Origin of the sequence: Streptomyces sp. NPDC005496 (assembly GCF_042872045.1) — a bacterium.
Classification (GTDB): domain Bacteria; phylum Actinomycetota; class Actinomycetes; order Streptomycetales; family Streptomycetaceae; genus Streptomyces.
Genome location: NZ_JBIAJQ010000016.1, coordinates 152,809 through 173,462, shown reverse-complemented (window position 1 = coordinate 173,462; position 20,654 = coordinate 152,809). Strand labels below are relative to the sequence as shown.

The 20,654-nt window shown below is 71.4% G+C and carries 19 protein-coding genes; 16 read left to right on the top strand and 3 right to left on the bottom strand.

Translation table 11 applies throughout. The features are described from left to right. Positions 1-95 precede the first annotated feature (95 nt). On the top strand, positions 96-2,072 hold the full coding sequence (gene thrS / locus ACFYQQ_RS37130; RefSeq protein WP_355784480.1) for a threonine--tRNA ligase: 1,977 nt from the start codon (positions 96-98) through the stop codon (positions 2,070-2,072). Positions 2,073-2,104: 32 nt separating this feature from the next. On the opposite strand, the gene ACFYQQ_RS37125 is transcribed toward thrS, so the two are convergent. Continuing rightward, complete coding sequence (locus ACFYQQ_RS37125) at positions 2,105-2,758, bottom strand: ion channel (protein ID WP_355784477.1); 654 nt, start codon at positions 2,756-2,758, stop codon at positions 2,105-2,107. A gap of 67 nt (positions 2,759-2,825) precedes the next feature. On the opposite strand from ACFYQQ_RS37125, the gene ACFYQQ_RS37120 reads away from it, so the two are divergent. After that, on the top strand, positions 2,826-3,389 hold the full coding sequence (locus ACFYQQ_RS37120; protein WP_355784474.1) for an HIT domain-containing protein: 564 nt from the start codon (positions 2,826-2,828) through the stop codon (positions 3,387-3,389). 43 nt (positions 3,390-3,432) lie between these two features. Here ACFYQQ_RS37120 and ACFYQQ_RS37115 read toward each other — a convergent pair whose 3' ends face one another. Continuing rightward, positions 3,433-5,094, bottom strand: coding sequence for a hypothetical protein (locus ACFYQQ_RS37115; RefSeq protein WP_356166592.1), 1,662 nt, complete (start codon positions 5,092-5,094; stop codon positions 3,433-3,435). Between the two features lie 174 nt (positions 5,095-5,268). After that, positions 5,269-7,464 (bottom strand): elongation factor G-like protein EF-G2, encoded by a 2,196-nt coding sequence (locus ACFYQQ_RS37110; RefSeq protein WP_355791171.1) that lies wholly within the window; start codon positions 7,462-7,464, stop codon positions 5,269-5,271. A gap of 215 nt (positions 7,465-7,679) precedes the next feature. On the opposite strand from ACFYQQ_RS37110, the gene pgsA reads away from it, so the two are divergent. The 14 genes from pgsA to ACFYQQ_RS37040 all read left to right on the top strand — a co-directional run bounded on the left by pgsA (position 7,680) and on the right by ACFYQQ_RS37040 (position 20,569). Continuing rightward, positions 7,680-8,396, top strand: coding sequence for a phosphatidylinositol phosphate synthase (gene pgsA / locus ACFYQQ_RS37105; protein ID WP_355791168.1), 717 nt, complete (start codon positions 7,680-7,682; stop codon positions 8,394-8,396). Further along, complete coding sequence (locus ACFYQQ_RS37100; RefSeq protein WP_388906928.1) at positions 8,393-9,322, top strand: phosphatidylinositol mannoside acyltransferase; 930 nt, start codon at positions 8,393-8,395, stop codon at positions 9,320-9,322. Before pgsA ends, ACFYQQ_RS37100 begins: the two co-directional genes overlap by 4 nt. Then, positions 9,319-10,479 carry a glycosyltransferase family 4 protein gene (locus ACFYQQ_RS37095; protein ID WP_355794017.1) on the top strand — a complete coding sequence of 387 codons (1,161 nt, stop codon included), beginning with the start codon at positions 9,319-9,321 and terminating at the stop codon, positions 10,477-10,479. Before ACFYQQ_RS37100 ends, ACFYQQ_RS37095 begins: the two co-directional genes overlap by 4 nt. Before the next feature lie 368 nt (positions 10,480-10,847). Next, entirely contained in the window at positions 10,848-11,393 is a 546-nt protein-coding gene (locus tag ACFYQQ_RS37090) for a hypothetical protein (RefSeq protein WP_356166586.1), read from the top strand. 224 nt (positions 11,394-11,617) lie between these two features. After that, entirely contained in the window at positions 11,618-12,541 is a 924-nt protein-coding gene (pdxS, locus tag ACFYQQ_RS37085; protein WP_355789884.1) for a pyridoxal 5'-phosphate synthase lyase subunit PdxS, read from the top strand. Between the two features lie 6 nt (positions 12,542-12,547). Next, positions 12,548-13,156, top strand: a complete 609-nt coding sequence (gene pdxT, locus ACFYQQ_RS37080; RefSeq protein WP_355789881.1) for a pyridoxal 5'-phosphate synthase glutaminase subunit PdxT — start codon at positions 12,548-12,550, stop codon at positions 13,154-13,156. A gap of 48 nt (positions 13,157-13,204) precedes the next feature. After that, positions 13,205-13,957, top strand: coding sequence for a YebC/PmpR family DNA-binding transcriptional regulator (locus ACFYQQ_RS37075; protein ID WP_355789878.1), 753 nt, complete (start codon positions 13,205-13,207; stop codon positions 13,955-13,957). Between the two features lie 109 nt (positions 13,958-14,066). Beyond that, positions 14,067-14,597 (top strand): crossover junction endodeoxyribonuclease RuvC, encoded by a 531-nt coding sequence (gene ruvC / locus ACFYQQ_RS37070; RefSeq protein ID WP_355789875.1) that lies wholly within the window; start codon positions 14,067-14,069, stop codon positions 14,595-14,597. Continuing rightward, a complete protein-coding gene (gene ruvA, locus ACFYQQ_RS37065; RefSeq protein ID WP_355789872.1) occupies positions 14,594-15,205 on the top strand; it encodes a Holliday junction branch migration protein RuvA in 612 nt (203 codons plus the stop codon). The genes ruvC and ruvA overlap by 4 nt, the downstream gene beginning before the upstream one ends. A gap of 63 nt (positions 15,206-15,268) precedes the next feature. After that, positions 15,269-16,339, top strand: a complete 1,071-nt coding sequence (gene ruvB / locus ACFYQQ_RS37060) for a Holliday junction branch migration DNA helicase RuvB (RefSeq protein WP_356166577.1) — start codon at positions 15,269-15,271, stop codon at positions 16,337-16,339. Positions 16,340-16,504: 165 nt separating this feature from the next. Then, the gene (gene yajC / locus ACFYQQ_RS37055) at positions 16,505-16,996 is read left to right on the top strand and encodes a preprotein translocase subunit YajC (RefSeq protein ID WP_355786099.1); all 492 of its coding nucleotides are present in this window, start codon (positions 16,505-16,507) and stop codon (positions 16,994-16,996) included. Positions 16,997-17,137: 141 nt separating this feature from the next. Further along, positions 17,138-18,907 carry a protein translocase subunit SecD gene (secD, locus tag ACFYQQ_RS37050; RefSeq protein ID WP_388906920.1) on the top strand — a complete coding sequence of 590 codons (1,770 nt, stop codon included), beginning with the start codon at positions 17,138-17,140 and terminating at the stop codon, positions 18,905-18,907. 1 nt (position 18,908) lies between these two features. Next, a complete protein-coding gene (gene secF, locus ACFYQQ_RS37045; protein ID WP_356166569.1) occupies positions 18,909-20,033 on the top strand; it encodes a protein translocase subunit SecF in 1,125 nt (374 codons plus the stop codon). Next, the gene (locus ACFYQQ_RS37040) at positions 20,030-20,569 is read left to right on the top strand and encodes an adenine phosphoribosyltransferase (RefSeq protein WP_356166566.1); all 540 of its coding nucleotides are present in this window, start codon (positions 20,030-20,032) and stop codon (positions 20,567-20,569) included. Before secF ends, ACFYQQ_RS37040 begins: the two co-directional genes overlap by 4 nt. Positions 20,570-20,654: the final 85 nt, after the last annotated feature.

Here is a 20,654-nt window from a genome sequence, read left to right as displayed (position 1 = left end):
CGTTTCGCGGAGCGGACCCCGGGATCGGTACGATCGCCTTTGTTACGACGCGCGCAGCACAGGATGCGCACGTCCCCTTCAGGCAGGAGAGACCGGTGTCAGACGTCCGTGTGATCATCCATCGCGATTCCGAGCGGGAAGAGCGCGTGGTGACGACGGGCACTACGGCCGCCGAACTCTTCGCCGGTGAGCGCTCGATCGTCGCGGCCCGGGTCGCGGGAGAGCTCAAGGACCTGGCGTACGCGGTCCGGGACGGCGAGGAGGTCGAGCCGGTCGAGATCTCCTCCCCGGACGGCCTGAACATCCTGCGCCACTCCACCGCGCACGTCATGGCGCAGGCCGTGCAGGAGCTCTTCCCCGAGGCCAAGCTGGGCATCGGCCCGCCGGTCAAGGACGGCTTCTACTACGACTTCGACGTCGAGCGGCCCTTCACGCCGGAGGACCTCAAGGCCGTCGAGAAGAAGATGCAGGAGATCCAGAAGCGCGGCCAGCGCTTCTCCCGGCGCGTGGTGACCGACGAGGCGGCCCGCGAGGAGCTCGCGGGGGAGCCGTACAAGCTCGAACTCATCGGCATCAAGGGCTCGGCCTCCACCGACGACGGCGCGGACGTCGAGGTGGGCGGCGGCGAGCTGACCATCTACGACAACCTGGACGCCAAGACCGGCGAGCTGTGCTGGAAGGACCTGTGCCGCGGTCCCCACCTGCCCACCACCCGCAACATCCCGGCGTTCAAGCTCATGCGCAACGCCGCCGCCTACTGGCGCGGCAGCGAGAAGAACCCGATGCTCCAGCGCATCTACGGCACCGCCTGGCCCTCCAAGGAGGAGCTGAAGGCGCACCTGGAGTTCCTCGCCGAGGCGGAGAAGCGCGACCACCGCAAGCTGGGCAACGAGCTGGACCTGTTCTCCATCCCGGACCAGATCGGCTCCGGCCTCGCCGTCTTCCACCCCAAGGGCGGCATCATCCGCCGGGTCATGGAGGACTACTCGCGCCGCCGCCACGAGGAGGAGGGCTACGAGTTCGTCTACACCCCGCACGCGACGAAGGGGAAGCTCTTCGAGACCTCGGGCCACCTGGACTGGTACGCCGACGGCATGTACCCGCCCATGCAGCTCGACGAGGGCGTGGACTACTACCTGAAGCCCATGAACTGCCCGATGCACAACCTGATCTTCGACGCGCGGGGCCGGTCCTACCGTGAACTGCCGCTGCGCCTCTTCGAGTTCGGGACCGTGTACCGGTACGAGAAGTCCGGCGTCGTGCACGGCCTGACCCGGGCCCGCGGCTTCACGCAGGACGACGCGCACATCTACTGCACCAAGGAGCAGATGGCGGAGGAGCTCGACAAGACGCTCACCTTCGTCCTCGGGCTGCTGCGCGACTACGGCCTGAACGACTTCTACCTGGAGCTCTCCACCAAGGACCCGGAGAAGTTCGTCGGCTCGGACGAGATCTGGGAGGAGGCCACCGAGACGCTGCGGCAGGTGGCCGAGAAGCAGGGCCTCCCGCTCGTCCCGGACCCGGGCGGCGCGGCCTTCTACGGCCCGAAGATCTCCGTCCAGGCCAAGGACGCCATCGGCCGCACCTGGCAGATGTCGACCGTCCAGCTCGACTTCAACCTGCCGGAGCGCTTCGACCTGGAGTACACCGGCCCCGACGGCGCCAAGCAGCGTCCGGTCATGATCCACCGCGCGCTGTTCGGCTCCATCGAGCGCTTCTTCGCGGTGCTCCTGGAGCACTACGCGGGCGCGTTCCCGGCCTGGCTTGCGCCCGTGCAGGCGCTCGGCATCCCGATCGGCGACGCCCACGTCGAGTACCTGGAGAAGTTCGCCGCCGCGGCGAAGAGGAAGGGCCTGCGCGTCGAGGTCGACTCCTCCTCGGACCGGATGCAGAAGAAGATCCGCAACGCGCAGAAGCAGAAGGTGCCCTTCATGGTCATCGCGGGCGACGAGGACATGGCGGCCGGCGCCGTCTCCTTCCGCTACCGCGACGGCTCCCAGGAGAACGGCATCCCCGTCGACGAGGCGATCGCCAAGATCCTCCAGGTCGTCGAGGACCGCGTGCAGGTCTGACCCGCCCCGCGTGACGAGAGGCCCCCGGGAGTTCAGCTCCCCGGGGGCCTCTCGTCCTCCCGGGAGAACACCTGGATCAGCCACGAGGAGAACGAGCCGGTCACCGCCCCCAGCAGCGCCAGGCCGCAGGCCATCATCCCGGCGGCGATCACCCGGCCGCCCGTCGTGACGGGCACGATGTCGCCGTAGCCGACCGTGGTCAGCGTCGAGCAGGCCCACCACACCGCGTCCCCGAACGTGCGCATGTCCGCCCCCGGGGCGTCCCGCTCCTGCTGGTACACGGCGAGGGCACCGGTGAAACCCAGCAGGGTCGCCGAGATCCCCGCGTAGGAGATCACCCGCGCGTGCAGGCTGAGCCGGGGCCGGCCGCTCCGGCGCTGCATGACCTCGTAGATGCGCACGATCCGCAGCGGACGCAGCAGGGGCAGGATCAGCACCACGGTGTCCAGCACGTGCGTCCGTACGTAGCCGAGCCGGCGTCCGCTGAGCCGCCAGCGCACCCCGTAGTCGACGGCGAACACCGCCCAGGCGGCGAGCAGGACGGCCAGCGCGAGGTCCCGGTGCGCGTCCTCCGCCTCCGGCGCCAGGACCAGGAAGGCGTACGCGCCGAGGAAGGCCAGCGAGGCCGGGGTGAGCAGCAGCTCGGTGCGCCGCTCCCAGCGGGCGGTGGGGCTGTCGGGATCCACCGGCCCAGCTTGGCCCGGACGCAGCTTCCCGCAACCCCGGCGACACGCCGCGAACGGGCGAAGTCATATGCTGCTTCTCATGACGAGTGAGCCGGAGCAGCAGATCGGAGTGGGGACGCAGGACGCGTTCCAGCGCCTGTGGACGCCCCACCGGATGGCCTACATCCAGGGCGAGAACAAGCCCACCGGCCCGGGTGCCGACGACGGCTGTCCCTTCTGCTCGATCCCCGCCAAGTCCGACGAGGACGGGCTGGTCGTCCGGCGCGGCGAGCACGTGTACGCGGTGCTCAACCTCTACCCGTACAACGGCGGCCACCTGATGGTGGTGCCCTACCGGCACGTCGCGGACTACACCGACCTCACGGGCCCGGAGACCGCGGAGCTGGCCGACCTGACCAAGCAGGCCATGACCGCGCTGCGTACGGCCTCGGGGGCGCACGGCTTCAACATCGGCATGAACCAGGGCGGCGTGGCCGGGGCGGGCATCGCCGCGCACCTGCACCAGCACGTCGTGCCCCGCTGGGGCGGCGACACGAACTTCATGCCAGTCGTCGGCCACACCAAGGTGCTGCCGCAGCTGCTCGCCGACACCCGGAAGATGCTGGCCGACGCCTGGCCGTCACAGGGCTAGAGGAACGCGGGGCGGGGCCGCGTCGACGGCCCCGCCGGACGCGCTACGCGTCGTACACGTCCGCCTTCCGCGGTGAGACGTCCTGGACCGCGGTGCTGAGGAACGACGAGCGGGTGCCGAACTTCTCGGTGTCCACGCCGTTCTCCTCCAGGACCTTGATCGCCGCCGCGTGGACCACGCGCAGCACCGGCGTCGCGGCGCGCAGCGCGTCGTCCGCCATGAAGCGGTGCCGCCAGGGCTGGTCCGCCCAGGCGTGCCGCAGACCGAACGGCTCGGGCAGGGTCAGCGTGCCGCCCAGCCAGTTCAGCAGCGGCGGGTACCAGGTGAGGGGGGCGCGGGCGGTGAGGCGTACCACCTCGTCCGTGTCGACCAGGGGCAGGGTCACCTTGCGGGTCTCCCAGAACCTGACGGACTTGGCGACCTCCTTGGTGGGCGCCTCCGGCTTGGTGGTGAAGAGGGAGTTGACCGGGCCCAGCGCGTGGCCGGTGACCTCGATGCGCAGCGTCTCGTGCAGCACGGTCACCGTGATCAGCATGGTGAGGACGAGCTGGCCGTCCCACAGTGTCCACTGCACGCCCAGGTAGTGGCGGTCGCCGCCGCCGAACTGCTGCTTGTTGCAGATGTCCTGTATCGCGTGGTTCCTGACCTGGAACGCGTCCACGTCCGTGCCCTCGGGCCGGGAGACCGCCTTGGCGTTCTCACCGATCGGCGTGACGATCCAGTGCTTGATGGAGGGCTTCGGGAAACCGCCCGTGTTGAGCGGGCCGCGCTCCAGCATGCGCAGCTGGTCGTGGATCGACCGGACGACGTCCCAGCTGCGGAAGGGGTGGATCTCCCGGTCGGGGTCGCGGGGCACCAGGTTCTCGGCGAGCTGCCAGCTGCCCCAGCGGGTGCCCATGCCGAGTATGCCCTTGGGGCCCGCGTAGAAGACCGAGTTGGACTGCTGCTCGGCGCTGAGCCGGGCCAGGGACTGGCGCAGCCGCTCCGCCGCGTTCTCCCCGGGGCTGCCCGGCACCGCCTCGGGGATCTTGGCGCCGAGGCCGCCGCCGGCGAGCAGGCTGTCCCAGCGCTCGCGCAGGTCCTGGGCGGTCCGCTCGCAGATCCGCTTGGCCCAGAACCAGCCGACGACCGGCATCACCACGGTCGCGCGGGCGTACCAGCCCCAGAAGCCGCCGAAGGGCATCTTGAGCACGAAGAGCACGGCGAGGGCGCCGACGGCCACCAGCAGGGTGGTGGCGAGCGCGCCGCCGCGCTTCGTCACCGCCGACCGGATCTGGAAGACCAGCAGCCAGACGACGAGTCCCGGCAGGAAGAGCAGCCCGCACAGCACCCAGACCGCCGTGAGCCAGTTGTCGCGCTCCCGGCGGATGCGGTTCGCGGCGAGGCAGTGCTCGACGACGACCTGAGGCTCCGTGCCGAACGACTGGATGAGGGGCTTGCGGCCGGCGCCCAGCATGCGGTCCTGGACGGCCCGGGCGAAGGCCTCGCCCAGGTTCGGCCGCCACAGGGACGCCCACCGGCGGCCGGGCTTGACCACCGACTGGTGCCATTCGTTGTTGGCCTTGAGGATCTCCGCGACCTCGTTGTCCCGGTACGCCGCCGACGCCAGGGCGTAGGTGGCGGCGGTCTGTCCCGCCGAGCCCGAGAGCGGCACCTGTGCCCCGGGACTGAAATCGAATCCGTCAGTGGCCACTGCCGCCCCCATCGCCGCCGTCCGCTGCTGCGGCTTTTCCCGACTTCCGTGCCTCGCACACCTGTTGATCAGGTCATCGTGCTGATCGAGTCGCAACTTGATCAGGTCATCAGCGTATCCGCAGCCGCGGACATCCGTCGGCGGACGGCCGAAGCCGCCCGCCGACGTGCTGCCCCGCCCGAACTGTCAGGCGGCCCGGGCCTGTTCGCGGATCCGCTCGGCGATCTGCGTCGGCATCGGTTCGTGCCGCGCGTAGTGGCGGCCGAAGCGGGCGGTGCCGTGCGAGAGCGAGCGCAGGTCGACCGCGTACCGGCCGATCTCGATCTCCGGCACCTCGGCCCGTACGACGGTGCGTCCGCCGCCCGCCTGTTCGGTCCCGACGACCCGGCCGCGCCGTCCGGACAGGTCGCTCATCACGGCGCCCACGTACTCGTCGCCCACCAGGACCGTCACCTCGGCCACCGGCTCCAGCAGATGGATCACCGCGTCCGCGGCGGCCTCGCGCAGGGCGAGCGCCCCGGCGGTCTGGAACGCGGCGTCGGAGGAGTCCACCGAGTGCGCCTTGCCGTCGAGCAGCGTGACCCGTACGTCGATGAGCGGATGGCCGGCGGCCACCCCCCTCGCGGCCTGGGCGCGTACGCCCTTCTCCACGGACGGGATGAACTGCCGCGGCACGGCGCCGCCGACGACCTTGTCCACGAACTCGATCCCGGAGCCGTTCGGCAGCGGTTCCACCTCGATCTCGCAGACCGCGAACTGCCCGTGGCCGCCGGACTGTTTCACATGCCGGCCGCGGCCCGTGGCGGCGGCCGCGAAGGTCTCCCGCAGCGACACCTTGTGCGGGACGACGTCGACGCGGACGCCGTACCTGTTCCGCAGCCGTTCCAGGGCGACGTCGGCGTGCGCCTCGCCGAGGCACCACAGGACCACCTGATGCGTGTTCTGGTTCTGCTCCAGACGCATCGTCGGGTCCTCGGCCACCAGCCGTGCCAGTCCCTGCGAGAGCTTGTCCTCGTCGGCCTTGCTGTGCGCCTCGATGGCCAGCGGCAGCAGCGGGTCGGGCATCTGCCACGGCGCCATCAGCAGCGGATCGTTCTTGGCCGAAAGCGTGTCCCCGGTCTCCGCGCGGTTCAGCTTCGCCACGCACGCCAGATCGCCCGCGATGCAGTGCGTGAGCACCCGCTGCTGTTTGCCGAAGGGTGCGGACAGGGCGCCGACGCGCTCGTCGACGTCGTGGTCCTCGTGGCCGCGGTCGGCGAGACCGTGCCCGGAGACGTGCACCGTCGCGTCCGGGCGCAGCGTGCCGGAGAAGACCCGCACGAGCGAGACGCGGCCGACGTAGGGGTCACTGGCGGTCTTGACCACCTCGGCGACCAGCGGCCCGTCCGGATCGCACGCCGTGACCTCGCGGGCCCGGCCGTCCGGGGTGGTGACCTCGGGCGCCGGTCGCTCCAGGGGGGTCGGGAAGCCGCCGGTGATCAGCTCGAACAGCTCGACCGTGCCGAGGCCCTGGCGGGCGCCCTCGGCGGCGGGGGCGGCGGCCAGCACGGGGAAGAAGGTCCCGCGCGCCACGGCCCGCTCCAGGTCCTGCACGAGCGTCTTCAGGTCGATCTCCTCGCCGCCGAGATAGCGGTCCATGAGGGTCTCGTCCTCGCTCTCCGCGATGATCCCCTCGATCAGCCGGTTGCGGGCCTCCTCGATGAGCGGCAGCTGCTCGGGACCCGGTTCGGACTCCTTGCGCTCACCGGAGGAGTAGTCGAAGAGGCGCTGCGAGAGCAGCCCGATCAGCCCGGTCACCGGGGCGTGCCCGTCGGGCCCGGGCGCGCCGTGCAGCGGCAGGTACAGCGGCAGTACGGCGTCGGGATCGTCGGCGCCGAACGCGTCCGCGCAGATGCGGGTCATCTCCTCGAAGTCGGCGCGGGCCGCCTCCAGGTGCGTGACCACGATGGCCCGCGGCATGCCGACCGCCGCGCACTCGTCCCACACCATCCGGGTCGAGCCGTCCACCCCGTCCGAGGCCGAGACGACGAAGAGGGCCGCGTCCGCAGCGCGCAGACCGGCCCTCAGCTCCCCGACGAAATCCGCGTATCCCGGGGTGTCCAGAATGTTGATCTTGTACCCGCCCCAGTCGACGGGGACCAGTGAGAGCTGCACCGAACGCTGCTGCCGGTGCTCGATCTCGTCGTAGTCGGAGACGGTGCCGCCGTCCTCCACGCGGCCCGCCCTGTTCACCGCTCCCGCGGTCAGCGCGAGAGCCTCCACCAGCGTCGTCTTGCCGGATCCGCTGTGGCCGACCAGCACCACATTCCGTACGGACGCGGGGTGGTCGGCCGCCGTAGCCCTGCCGGCGGCTCCGGGGTGTGCGTTCGCCTTGTCGCCCATGGCCTTGCCTCCCGTGCACGGTGAGGTCACTGTGGGCGCGGACATGCCGGTCCGCGTGCGGTGGCGGCTCCGGCGACGCCCGCGGTCCTTCGAGCTTTCCACTCCCGTCACGGTGCGTCCATACGACGGACGCGATCGCGCCGTGACCCCGGTGGCGTCCGCCGTGACACGGGGCGCGGGTGCCCGGCCGTCGCACAGGCGCGCGCGTGGCTACGATGGGCCAGCCGGTGGCCAGCAGGGGCCGCGCGGCGACACCGACCCTCGGGAAGGCCATGCTGAACAAGTACGCGCGTGCATTCTTCACGCGTGTCCTCACACCGTTCGCCGCGTTTCTCATCCGGCGGGGGGTGAGCCCCGACACCGTGACGCTCCTCGGCACGGCCGGAGTCATGGCGGGTGCGCTGGTCTTCTACCCCATCGGCGAGTTCTTCTGGGGCACGGTCGTGATCACGCTGTTCGTGTTCTCGGACCTGGTCGACGGCAACATGGCGCGCCAGCTCGGCCGCTCCAGCCGCTGGGGCGCGTTCCTCGACTCGACCCTGGACCGGGTCGCCGACGGCGCGATCTTCGGCGGCTTCGCCCTCTGGTACGCGGGCGGCGGCGACGACATCGGGCTGTGCGCGGTCTCCATCTTCTGCCTGGCCAGCGGCCAGGTCGTGTCGTACACCAAGGCGCGCGGCGAGTCGATCGGCCTGCCCGTCGCGGTCAACGGCCTGGTCGAGCGCGCCGAGCGGCTGGTGATCTCGCTGGTCGCAGCCGGGTTCGCGGGCCTGCACAAGTTCGGGGTCCCCGGCATCCAGTGGCTGCTGCCCGTCGCGCTGTGGATCGTCGCGGTCGGGAGCCTCGTCACGCTGATCCAGCGGGTGGTCACCGTGCGCCGTGAGGCCGCCGAGGCCGACGCCGCCACCCAGGGCAGCGAGGCGGCCTCGTGAGCGGTCTGCGGGACCGGCTGACGGACGGGACGTACGCACTCGGCTGGAGCACCGTCAAGAAGCTCCCGGAGCCCGTCGCGGTACGGCTCGGCCGCACTGTCGCCGACCTCGCCTGGAAGCGGCGCGGCAAGGGCGTCCAGCGTCTGGAGAGCAACTACGCGCGCGTGGTGCCCGACGCGACCCCGGAGCGGCTCGCCGAGCTGTCCAGGGCGGGCATGCGCTCCTACCTGCGCTACTGGATGGAGTCCTTCCGGCTGCCCGCCTGGAGCGAGGAGCGCGTGCGCACCGGCTTCGACCCGAAGGACCTGCACCACCTCACCGACGGGCTCGCCGCCGGCAAGGGCGTCGTGCTGGCGCTGCCGCACCTGGGCAACTGGGACCTCGCGGGCGCCTGGGTCACCACCAAGCTGGGGATCCCCTTCACCACGGTCGCCGAGCGGCTCAAGCCCGAGTCGCTCTACGACCGCTTCGTCGCCTACCGCGAGGGCCTGGGCATGGAGGTCCTGCCGCACAGCGGCGGCTCGGCGTTCGGCACGCTGGCCCGGCGGCTGCGCGAGGGCGGACTGGTCTGCCTGGTCGCCGACCGCGACCTGTCCGCGTCCGGCGTCGAGGTCGACTTCTTCGGGGAGCCCGCCCGGATGCCCGCCGGACCCGCCCTGCTCGCCCAGCAGACCGGCGCCCAGCTCATGCCGGTGACGCTCTGGTTCGACGACTCGCCCGTGATGAAGGGCCGCGTCCATCCGCCCGTCGCGGTCCCCGGGTCAGGCACCCGCGCCGAGAAGACGTCTGTGATGACACAGGCGCTGGCCGACGCCTTCGCCACCGGTATCGCCGAACACCCGGAGGACTGGCACATGCTGCAGCGCCTGTGGCTCGCCGACCTGGAGCCCCGCCCCGAGCCGTCCGACGCCGGGGAGCGCCCGTGAGGATCGGCATCGTCTGCCCGTACTCCTGGGACGTCCCGGGCGGCGTGCAGTTCCACATCCGCGACCTGGCCGAGCACCTCATCCGTCTCGGGCACGAGGTGTCCGTGCTGGCCCCCGCCGACGACGAGACGCCCCTGCCGCCCTACGTCGTCTCGGCGGGCCGCGCGGTCCCGGTGCCGTACAACGGCTCCGTCGCGCGCCTCAACTTCGGCTTCCTGAGCGCCGCCCGGGTGCGGCGCTGGCTGCACGACGGCATGTTCGACGTGATCCACATCCACGAGCCGACCTCGCCGTCGCTGGGCCTGCTGACGTGCTGGGCGGCCCAGGGACCCATCGTCGCCACCTTCCACACCTCGAACCCGCGCTCCCGGGCGATGATCGCCGCGTACCCGATCCTCCAGCCCGCCCTGGAGAAGATCAGCGCGCGCATCGCCGTGAGCGAGTACGCGCGCCGCACCCTCGTCGAGCACCTCGGGGGCGACGCCGTCGTCATCCCGAACGGCGTCGACGTCGACTTCTTCGCGCGCGCCAAGCCCAACCCCGACTGGCAGGGCGAGACCCTCGGTTTCATCGGGCGCATCGACGAGCCCCGCAAGGGCCTGCCCGTGCTGATGAGGGCGCTGCCGAAGATCCTCGCCGAGCGGCCCCGGACCCGGCTCCTGGTCGCCGGACGCGGTGACGAGAAGGAGGCCGTGGAGGACCTGCCGGCCGAGATGCGCTCCCGGGTGGAGTTCCTCGGCATGGTCAGCGACAAGGACAAGGCGCGCTTCCTGCGCAGTGTCGACGTGTACGTCGCGCCCAACACCGGCGGCGAGAGCTTCGGGATCATCCTCGTGGAGGCCATGTCGGCGGGCGCCCCGGTGCTCGCCTCCGACCTCGACGCGTTCGCCCAGGTCCTCGACCAGGGGGCGGCGGGGGAGCTGTTCGCCAACGAGGACGCGGACGCGCTGGCCGACGCGGCCGTGCGGCTCCTCGGCGACGAGGCGCGCCGCACCGAGCTGCGCGAGCGCGGCAGCGCCCACGTGCGGCGCTTCGACTGGTCGACGGTCGGCGCGGACATCCTCTCCGTGTACGAGACGGTGACGGACGGGGCGGCGGCGGTCGCGGCCGACGAGCGGACCGGCCTGATGGCCCGCTTCGGACTCGCCCGGGACTGAGCGGGGGCGCTGCGCGGCGCACGTCCGCAGCCCTCGGAGCCCCTGGGGTGTGCCGGACCCTCGGGCCGTCCGGAGCGCGTGAGGCACGGGGCGCGGGGACGTCTTCCGGCCGTTTCGTCGCGGACGCCGGCGCCTTCGCCGACGTACTCCACAGGCGTGCGTCGGGAGCGCCCCGGCGACGGACGGCCGCCGCTCGGGCCCGTGCCGCCCAGCCCTGTCGCCCCCTGCGGGCCCGTCCCGGCCGGGGGAGTCCGGGCCTCGCGACGAGAGCGGCGATCGGGCTCCGGCGGGCGGACGAGCAGGGCGTTCGCCGGCGTACCCGGGAGCCGCGCGAAGCCCTGCGCAACGCACCGGTAGCCTTGCGGCCCGTGACCGCAACCCTCATCTGGATCCTCGTCGGCCTCGTAGCCATCGGCCTGTACCTGAGCTGGACCGCGGGACGCCTGGACCGGCTGCACGCCCGGATCGACGCCGCGCGCGCCGCCCTGGACGCCCAGCTCCTGCGCCGCGCCTCGGTCGCCCAGGAGCTGGCCACCTCCGGAGTGCTGGACCCGGCCGCCTCGATCGTGCTCTACGAGGCGGCCCACGCCGCCCGGCAGGCCGAGGAGGACCAGCGGGAGGTCGCCGAGAGCGAGCTGAGCCAGGCGTTGCGGGCCGTGTTCGGGGAGACGGCGCAGGTCGAGGCCGTCCGGGCGGCGCCGGGTGGCGAGGAGGCCGCGAACGAACTCGCGCAGGCGGTGCGCAGGGTGCCGATGGCCCGCCGCTTCCACAACGACGCCGTGCGGGCGGCCCGCGCGCTGCGCCGGCACCGCAAGGTGCGCTGGTTCCGGCTCGCGGGACACGCCCCGTTCCCGCTCGCCTTCGAGATGGACGACGAGCCGCCGGTGGCGCTGGCGGACCGGCCCACGTCGTAGCCGCACCGCGGGCACGGCTCGTGGTCGGCGAGGTGGCCCCTTCTCCGGGTCCGCCGAAGCGGCCGGCCCCACCCCGAACCGGTGACAGCGCTGTGGCCTGGGCTTTTCCGGGAGCTGAACGGAAAATGAGCCACCGGCTGGCTATTGGCCCTTGCTGTGGCCTGGTCCACAGGCGTTTCCTCGGTGCTGCAGCAGCCCTCTTTTCCACCGAGTGAGGTCAACCCGTGTCCAGCACGCTCTCCAACTCCGCCCAGTCCTCCGACAGCCCCGCGACCGGCACCGCGCGCGTCAAGCGCGGCATGGCCGAGCAGCTCAAGGGCGGCGTGATCATGGACGTCGTCAACGCCGAGCAGGCGAAGATCGCCGAGGACGCGGGAGCCGTCGCCGTCATGGCGCTGGAGCGGGTCCCGGCCGACATCCGCAAGGACGGCGGCGTGGCCCGCATGTCGGACCCGACCATGATCGAGGAGATCATCGACGCGGTCTCCATCCCGGTCATGGCCAAGTCCCGCATCGGCCACTTCGTCGAGGCCCAGGTCCTGCAGTCCCTCGGCGTCGACTACATCGACGAGTCCGAGGTCCTCACCCCGGCCGACGAGGTCAACCACTCCGACAAGTGGGCGTTCACGACCCCCTTCGTCTGCGGCGCCACCAACCTGGGCGAGGCCCTGCGCCGCATCGCCGAGGGCGCGGCCATGATCCGCTCCAAGGGCGAGGCCGGCACCGGCAACGTCGTCGAGGCCGTCCGCCACCTGCGCCAGATCAAGAACGAGATCGCCAAGCTGCGCGGCTTCGACAACAACGAGCTGTACGCCGCCGCCAAGGAGCTGCGCGCCCCGTACGAGATCGTCAAGGAGGTCGCCGAGCTCGGCAAGCTCCCCGTGGTGCTGTTCTCCGCCGGTGGCGTGGCCACCCCGGCCGACGCCGCGCTGATGCGCCAGCTCGGTGCCGAGGGCGTCTTCGTCGGCTCCGGCATCTTCAAGTCGGGCGACCCGGCCAAGCGCGCCGCCGCCATCGTGAAGGCGACCACCTTCTACGACGACCCGAAGATCATCGCGGACGCGTCCCGCAACCTGGGCGAGGCCATGGTCGGCATCAACTGCGACACCCTCCCCGAGGCCGAGCGCTACGCCAACCGCGGCTGGTAACCACTCATGACCGAAGCACCTGTCATAGGCGTCCTGGCCCTCCAGGGCGACGTACGGGAGCACCTGATCGCCCTGGCCGCGGCGGACGCCGTGGCCAGGCAGGTGAGGCGCCCCGAGGAACTCGCCGAGGTCGACGGTCTCGTCATCCCCGGCGGCGAGTCCACCACCATCTCCAAGCTGGCCGTGCTCTTCGGCCTGATGGAGCCCCTCCGCGCGCGCGTGCGTGACGGCATGCCCGTCTACGGCACCTGCGCGGGCATGATCATGCTCGCCGACAAGATCCTGGACCCGCGCTCGGGCCAGGAGACCGTCGGCGGCATCGACATGATCGTGCGCCGCAACGCCTTCGGGCGGCAGAACGAGTCCTTCGAGGCCGCCGTCGCCGTGACGGGCGTCGAGGGCGCTCCCGTGGAGGGCGTCTTCATCCGCGCCCCCTGGGTCGAGTCCGTCGGCGCCGCGGCCGAGGTGCTCGCCGAGCACGAGGGCCACATCGTCGCCGTCCGCCAGGGCAACGCGCTCGCCACGTCGTTCCACCCCGAGCTGACCGGCGACCACCGCGTGCACGGACTGTTCGTCGACATGGTGCGCGCGAACCGGACACCCGAGTCCTTGTAGGATCTCTGGCGTTCGTAAAGAGTTGGGTTACGCGAAGGAGACAGGCAGATGTCCGGCCACTCTAAATGGGCTACGACGAAGCACAAGAAGGCCGTGATCGACGCCAAGCGCGGCAAGCTCTTCGCGAAGATGATCAAGAACATCGAGGTCGCGGCCCGCACGGGCGGCGCCGACCCGGCCGGTAACCCGACGCTCTTCGACGCCATCCAGAAGGCCAAGAAGAGCTCGGTCCCGAACAAGAACATCGACTCCGCGGTCAAGCGCGGCGCCGGTCTCGAAGCCGGTGGCGCCGACTACGAGACGATCATGTACGAGGGCTACGGCCCGAACGGTGTCGCGGTGCTCATCGAGTGCCTCACCGACAACCGCAACCGCGCCGCCTCCGACGTGCGTGTCGCCATGACGCGCAACGGCGGCAACATGGCCGACCCGGGTTCCGTGTCGTACCTGTTCAACCGCAAGGGCGTCGTCATCGTCCCCAAGGGCGAGCTGTCCGAGGACGACGTCCTGGGCGCGGTGCTCGACGCGGGCGCCGAGGAGGTCAACGACCTCGGTGAGTCCTTCGAGGTCCTCTCCGAGGCCACCGACCTGGTCGCGGTCCGCACCGCCCTCCAGGAGGCGGGCATCGACTACGACTCCGCCGAGGCCAACTTCGTCCCGACCATGCAGGTCGAACTGGACGAGGAGGGCGCCCGCAAGATCTTCAAGCTGATCGACGCGCTGGAGGACAGCGACGACGTGCAGAACGTCTTCGCCAACTTCGACGTGAGCGACGACGTGATGGCCAAGGTCGACGCCTGAGCGGCCGACCACAGCACGGGCCGGCGGGGACACACACCCCGTCGGCCCGCGGCTTTGTCGGCGGTACCCGATAACCTGCACGAACAGGCGGTCGACGGAGGGGTTCGGGGTGCGGGTACTGGGTGTTGACCCGGGTTTGACCCGGTGCGGTGTCGGGGTGGTCGAAGGTCTCGCCGGCCGGCCCCTGACCATGTGCGGTGTCGGAGTCGTACGGACCCCGGCCGACGCCGAGTTGGGCCTGCGCCTCGTCGCCGTGGAGCAGGGCATCGAGCGGTGGCTCGACGAGTACCGGCCCGAATTCGTCGCCGTGGAGCGGGTGTTCAGCCAGCACAACGTGAGCACGGTCATGGGCACCGCCCAGGCCAGCGCCGTCGCGATGCTCTGCGCCGCCCGCCGCGGCATCCCCGTCGCCCTGCACACCCCCAGCGAGGTCAAGGCCGCCGTCACCGGCAGCGGACGCGCGGACAAGGCACAGGTCGGAGCGATGGTCACGCGCCTGCTGCGGCTCGACGCCCCGCCCAAGCCCGCCGACGCCGCGGACGCCCTCGCCCTCGCCATCTGCCACATCTGGCGCGCACCCGCTCAGAACAGACTCCAGCAGGCCGTCGCCCTGCACGCATCGAAAGGGCGTACCGCATGATCGCCTTCGTCAGCGGCCCGGTCGCCGCCCTCGCCCCCGACTCCGCGGTGCTGGAGGTGGGCGGCATCGGCATCGCCGTCCAGTGCGCGCCGAACACCCTCTCCGGGCTGCGCATGGGGCAGGACGCCAAGCTCGCCACCTCCCTCGTCGTCCGTGAGGACTCCCTGACCCTCTACGGGTTCGCCGACGACGACGAGCGGCAGGTCTTCGAGCTGCTCCAGACCGCGAGCGGCGTAGGACCGCGGCTGGCGCAGGCCATGCTCGCCGTGCACAGCCCCGACGCCCTGCGCAGGGCGGTCGCCACCGGTGACGAGAAGGCGCTCACCGCCGTCCCCGGCATCGGCAAGAAGGGCGCCCAGAAGCTCCTGCTGGAGCTCAAGGGCCGGCTCGGCGAGCCCCTCGGCGCCGGCGGCCCGGCGATCGGCAGGTCCGTCACCGCAGGCTGGCGCGACCAGCTGCACGCCGCGCTGATCGGCCTCGGCTACGCGACCCGCGAGGCCGACGAGGCGGTCTCCGCCGTCGAGCCCCAGGCCGAGGCCGCCGGCGGCAGCCCCCAGGTGGGCCAGCTGCTGAAGGCGGCCCTGCAGACCCTCAACCGGACCCGCTGACCGCCTTCCGGCGCCCCCCCCGCCCCTCCGCCCGAACCCCACCGCGACCGCGAGGCACAAGCAATGAACTGGGACGACACGACCGACGAGAGCGCCGACGAGCGGCTCGTCGGCGCGTCAGCCGACCGCGAGGACCAGGCCGTCGAGGCGGCCCTGCGTCCCAAGGACCTGGGCGAGTTCATCGGCCAGGAGAAGGTCCGCGAGCAGCTCGACCTCGTCCTGCGCGCCGCCCGCGCGCGCGGCGCCACCGCCGACCACGTGCTCCTGTCCGGCGCCCCGGGGCTCGGCAAGACCACGCTCTCCATGATCATCGCCGCCGAGATGGGCGCCCCGATCCGCATCACCAGCGGCCCGGCGATCCAGCACGCCGGCGACCTCGCGGCGATCCTGTCCTCCCTCCAGGAGGGCGAGGTCCTCTTCCTCGACGAGATCCACCGCATGTCGCGGCCCGCCGAGGAGATGCTCTACATGGCGATGGAGGACTTCCGGGTCGACGTCATCGTCGGCAAGGGCCCCGGAGCCACCGCGATCCCGCTCGAACTGCCGCCGTTCACCCTGGTCGGCGCCACCACACGCGCGGGCCTGCTGCCGCCCCCGCTGCGCGACCGGTTCGGCTTCACCGCGCACATGGAGTTCTACGAGCCCGCCGAGCTGGAGCGCGTCATCCACCGCTCCGCCCACCTCCTCGACGTCGAGATCGACACCGCGGGCGCCGCCGAGATCGCCGGCCGCTCCCGGGGCACGCCCCGCATCGCCAACCGGCTGCTGCGCCGCGTACGCGACTACGCGCAGGTCAAGGCCGACGGGATCGTCACCAGGGACATCGCGGCGGCGGCCCTCGCGGTGTACGAGGTCGACGCCCGCGGCCTGGACCGGCTCGACCGGGGCGTCCTGGAGGCGCTGCTGAAGCTCTTCGGGGGAGGTCCCGTCGGCCTGTCCACCCTCGCGGTCGCCGTGGGGGAGGAGCGCGAGACCGTCGAGGAGGTGGCCGAACCCTTCCTGGTGCGCGAGGGGCTGCTGGCCCGCACCCCCCGCGGCCGGGTCGCGACCCCGGCCGCCTGGGCGCATCTCGGACTCACCCCGCCCCGCCAGGCACCGGGGGGAACCGGACAACAGGACCTGTTCGGGGCGTGACGGCGCGGGACTCTCCCTGCCCAGGAACCCCGGTGTCATGCTGAGCGTTGTTCCATGAGTGCGGACTCGCTTAGACTCCGCCGATGCCGCCCTTGCAGGACGGCGCCGACCACCCCCATCCACCAGGCCGCCCCCCGCGCGGTCGTGCGAAGGAAACTCCGTCCCGTGAATACCTTGACCCTTCTCCCGTTCATCGTGCTCATCGGGGCCATGTTCCTGATGACCCGCTCGGCCAAGCGCAAGCAGCAGGCGGCCGCGCAGATGCGCAACGAGATGCAGCCCGGCACCGGCGTCCGCACGATCGGGGGCATGTACGCGACGGTGAAGGAGGTCAGTGAGGAGACGGTCCTCCTCGACGCCGCCCCCGGCGTCCACCTGATCTTCGCGAAGAACTCGATCGGTGCCGTCCTGTCCGACGACGAGTACAACCGCATCGTCCACGGCATCGACCCCGACCTGAAGGACGACGACGCGGCGGTCGTGCCGGACGACGCCTCCTCCCTCACCGGGACCGACGAGTCCGCCGACGCCGACGACGACAAGATCGTCGACCTCGGCAAGAAGGACGCGGACGCGCAGGACACCACGGCCGGCGAGCCCACCGCGGCCGACGCGGCCGAGCCGAAGAAGACCGACGGCGAGTCCGACGCGAAGTAGGCACGACCCGGGAGCGCGGCGCGATTTGCTCGCGCCCGGCGTTCCCCCGGGACGTGCGGTTCCGCACGGAATCCCGACACCATGTCATGGCCGCCCCGGCGCTCACCCGGCGTCGGGTGGCCCGAGAGGGAGTACGAGAAGGTGGCAGCACCGAAGAAGGGCCGGAGCGCGAGCGCCCAGAGCAGGCCGGGGCGCTCGCTGGCCCTCATCCTGATCGCCATCGTGGCGCTCACCGGGGGGATGTTCCTCTCCGGGCATTCCACCCCGCGTCTCGGCATCGACCTCGCCGGCGGCACGAGCATCACGCTCGAGGCGAAGAACGAGCCCGGCCAGCCCAACGCGATCAACAAGACCAACATGGACACCGCGGTCGACATCATGAACCGCCGCGTCAACGGTCTTGGTGTCTCCGAGGCGGAGGTGCAGACGCAGGGCGACAAGAACATCATCGTCAACATCCCCAAGGGCACGAACTCCAAGCAGGCCCGGGAGCAGGTCGGCACCACCGCCAAGCTGTACTTCCGGCCGGTGCTGGTGACCGAGGTCTCCGGCGGTGACGCGTCGGCCAGCCCCTCGCCGAGCGGCAGCTCCTCCAAGGCTCCCTCGGACAAGGCGACGGACAAGGCGACGGACAAGGCCTCCGAGAAGGCGACCCCGTCCGGCTCGGCGACTCCCTCGGCCTCCGCCACCTCGCAGGGCCGTGCGGTCACCGACGCCCTGAAGGCCACCGCCAGCCCGTCGGCGAGCGCTTCGGACAAGCCCAAGGCGGCCGCCTCTCCCTCGGCGAGCGCCGACCCGGCGACGGCCAAGCTCCAGGCCCAGTACGCCGCACTCGACTGCACGAAGCCGGCGCAGCGCGCCAAGGCGGGCGCGGGCGCCAAGCCCTCCGACTCCACCATCGCCTGCGGCCAGAACTCGGGCGGGCAGTGGCAGAAGTACGTGCTCGGCCCGGCCGAGGTGTCCGGCACGGACGTCAAGAAGGCCGCGGCCGTCTACGACACCCAGAGCGGAGCCGGCTGGAAGGTCACCATGGACTTCACGTCCGGTGGCTCCAAGAAGTTCGCCGACATCACCGGCAAGCTCTCGCAGAACCAGCCCCCGCAGAACCAGTTCGCGATCGTCCTGGACAACGACGTCGTCTCCGACCCCTCCGTCAGCCAGGCGCTGACCGGCGGCAGCGCGGAGATCTCCGGCAGCTTCGACCAGACCGAGGCGCAGGACCTGGCGAACATGCTGAAGTACGGCGCGCTGCCGCTCACCTTCAAGGAGGCGAGCGTCACCACGGTGACCGCCGCCCTCGGTGGCGAGCAGCTGCACGCCGGTCTGATCGCCGGCGCGATCGGCCTGGCCCTGGTCGTCATCTACCTGGTGGTCTACTACCGCGGCCTGTCGCTCATCGCCGTCGCCTCGCTGCTGGTCTCGGCCGTCCTGACGTACGTGATCATGGCTCTGCTCGGTCCGGCCATCGGCTTCGCGCTGAACCTGCCGGCCGTCTGCGGTGCCATCGTCGCGATCGGAATCACCGCGGACTCGTTCATCGTGTTCTTCGAACGCATCCGGGACGAGATCCGCGAGGGCCGTACGCTGCGCCCGGCCGTCGAGCGTGCCTGGCCGCGCGCCCGGCGCACCATCCTGGTCTCCGACTTCGTGTCGTTCCTCGCCGCCGCGGTGCTCTTCATCGTCACCGTCGGCAAGGTCCAGGGCTTCGCGTTCACGCTCGGTCTGACCACCCTGCTCGACGTCGTCGTGGTCTTCCTGTTCACCAAGCCGCTGATGACGATCCTCGCCCGCAAGAAGTTCTTCGCAAGCGGTCACAGCTGGTCGGGCCTCGACCCGAAGCGACTGGGCGCCCAGCCTCCGCTGCGCCGCACCCGTCGCGCGTCCGCCCCCGTCGACACGAAGGAGGCGTGAGATGTCGAAACTCGGCACCCTCGGCGCCCGGCTCCACCGCGGCGAGATCGGCTACGACTTCGTCGGCAAGCGCAAGATCTGGTACGGCGTCTCGATCCTCATCACCATCACGGCCATCCTCGGCCTGACGGTGCGCGGCCTGAACATGGGCATCGAGTTCCAGGGCGGCGCCGTCTTCACCACCGAGCGGACCAGCGTCTCGGTGTCCCAGGCCGAGACCTACGCGGAAGAGGCCTCCGGCCACGACGCGATCGTCCAGAAGCTCGGCAACGGCGGACTGCGCATCCAGATCGCCGGGATCGACACCGGCAAGTCCGACCAGATCAAGGACGAGCTGGCCAAGGACCTGAAGGTCGACTCCGAGTCGATCAACGCCGACCTGGTCGGTCCCAGCTGGGGCGACCAGATCGCCAACAAGGCCTGGCAGGGTCTGGCGATCTTCATGGTCCTGGTGGTGATCTACCTGGCGATCGCCTTCGAGTGGCGCATGGCCCTCGCGGCCCTCGTCGCCCTGATCCACGACATCACCATCACGGTCGGCATCTACGCCCTGGTCGGCTTCGAGGTCACCCCGGGAACCGTGATCGGCCTGCTCACGATCCTCGGTTACTCGCTCTACGACACGGTCGTGGTGTTCGACAGCCTCAAGGAACAGACCAAGGACCTCACCAAGCAGACCCGCTGGACCTACAGCGAGGTCGCGGACCGCTCGATCAACAGCACCCTGGTCCGTTCGATCAACACGACGGTGGTCGCGCTGCTGCCCGTCGCGGGCCTGCTGTTCATCGGTGGCGGTGTCCTCGGGGCCGGCATGCTCAACGACATCTCGCTGTCGCTGTTCGTGGGTCTCGCGGCCGGTGCGTACTCGTCGATCTTCATCGCCACGCCGCTCGTCGCCGACCTCAAGGAGCGCGAGCCGCAGATGAAGGCCCTCAAGAAGCGGGTCCTCGCCAAGCGGGCGCAGGCCGCCGCGCGGGGCGAGTCGCTGGACGCCCCGGTCGTCGCCGACGGCCTGGACGACGAGGACGACGAGCCGCAGGACGCCGCCCCCGCGGTCGTCGGCCCGCGCAACCAGCCCGCGTCCCGCAACCGCGGCCGCGGCCGGCCGTCGGGCAAGCGCCGATGACCGGCATCGAGGAGCTACTGCTCAGCCGCATCCGCGACGTCGCGGACCACCCGGAGCCGGGTGTGGTGTTCAAGGACATCACGCCCCTGCTCGCGGACCCGGCGGCGTTCACCGCGCTGACCGACGCCCTGGCCGAGATCACGGTGCGCCACGGCGCCACGAAGATCGTCGGCCTGGAGGCCCGGGGCTTCATCCTGGGCGCTCCGGCGGCCGTCCGCGCCGGCGTCGGCTTCATCCCCGTACGCAAGGCCGGCAAGCTCCCCGGAGCGACGCTGAGCCAGACGTACGACCTGGAGTACGGCTCCGCCGAGATCGAGGTGCACGCCGAGGACCTGACCGCGGGCGACCGCGTGATGGTCGTCGACGACGTCCTGGCCACCGGCGGCACCGCCGAGGCCTCGCTCCAGCTCATCCGCAGGGCGGGCGCCGAGGTCGCGGGCGTCGCGGTCCTGATGGAGCTCGGCTTCCTGGGCGGCCGGGCCCGTCTGGAGCAGGCCCTGCAGGGCGCACCGCTGGAGGCGCTGCTCCAGGTCTGAGCCGCTTCTCACGGGCGCTTCCGGCGCCCGCGCGGCAGCCTTGGACACCCGTTCGACGCCATGGAGGCGGGCCCGGAGGAATCCG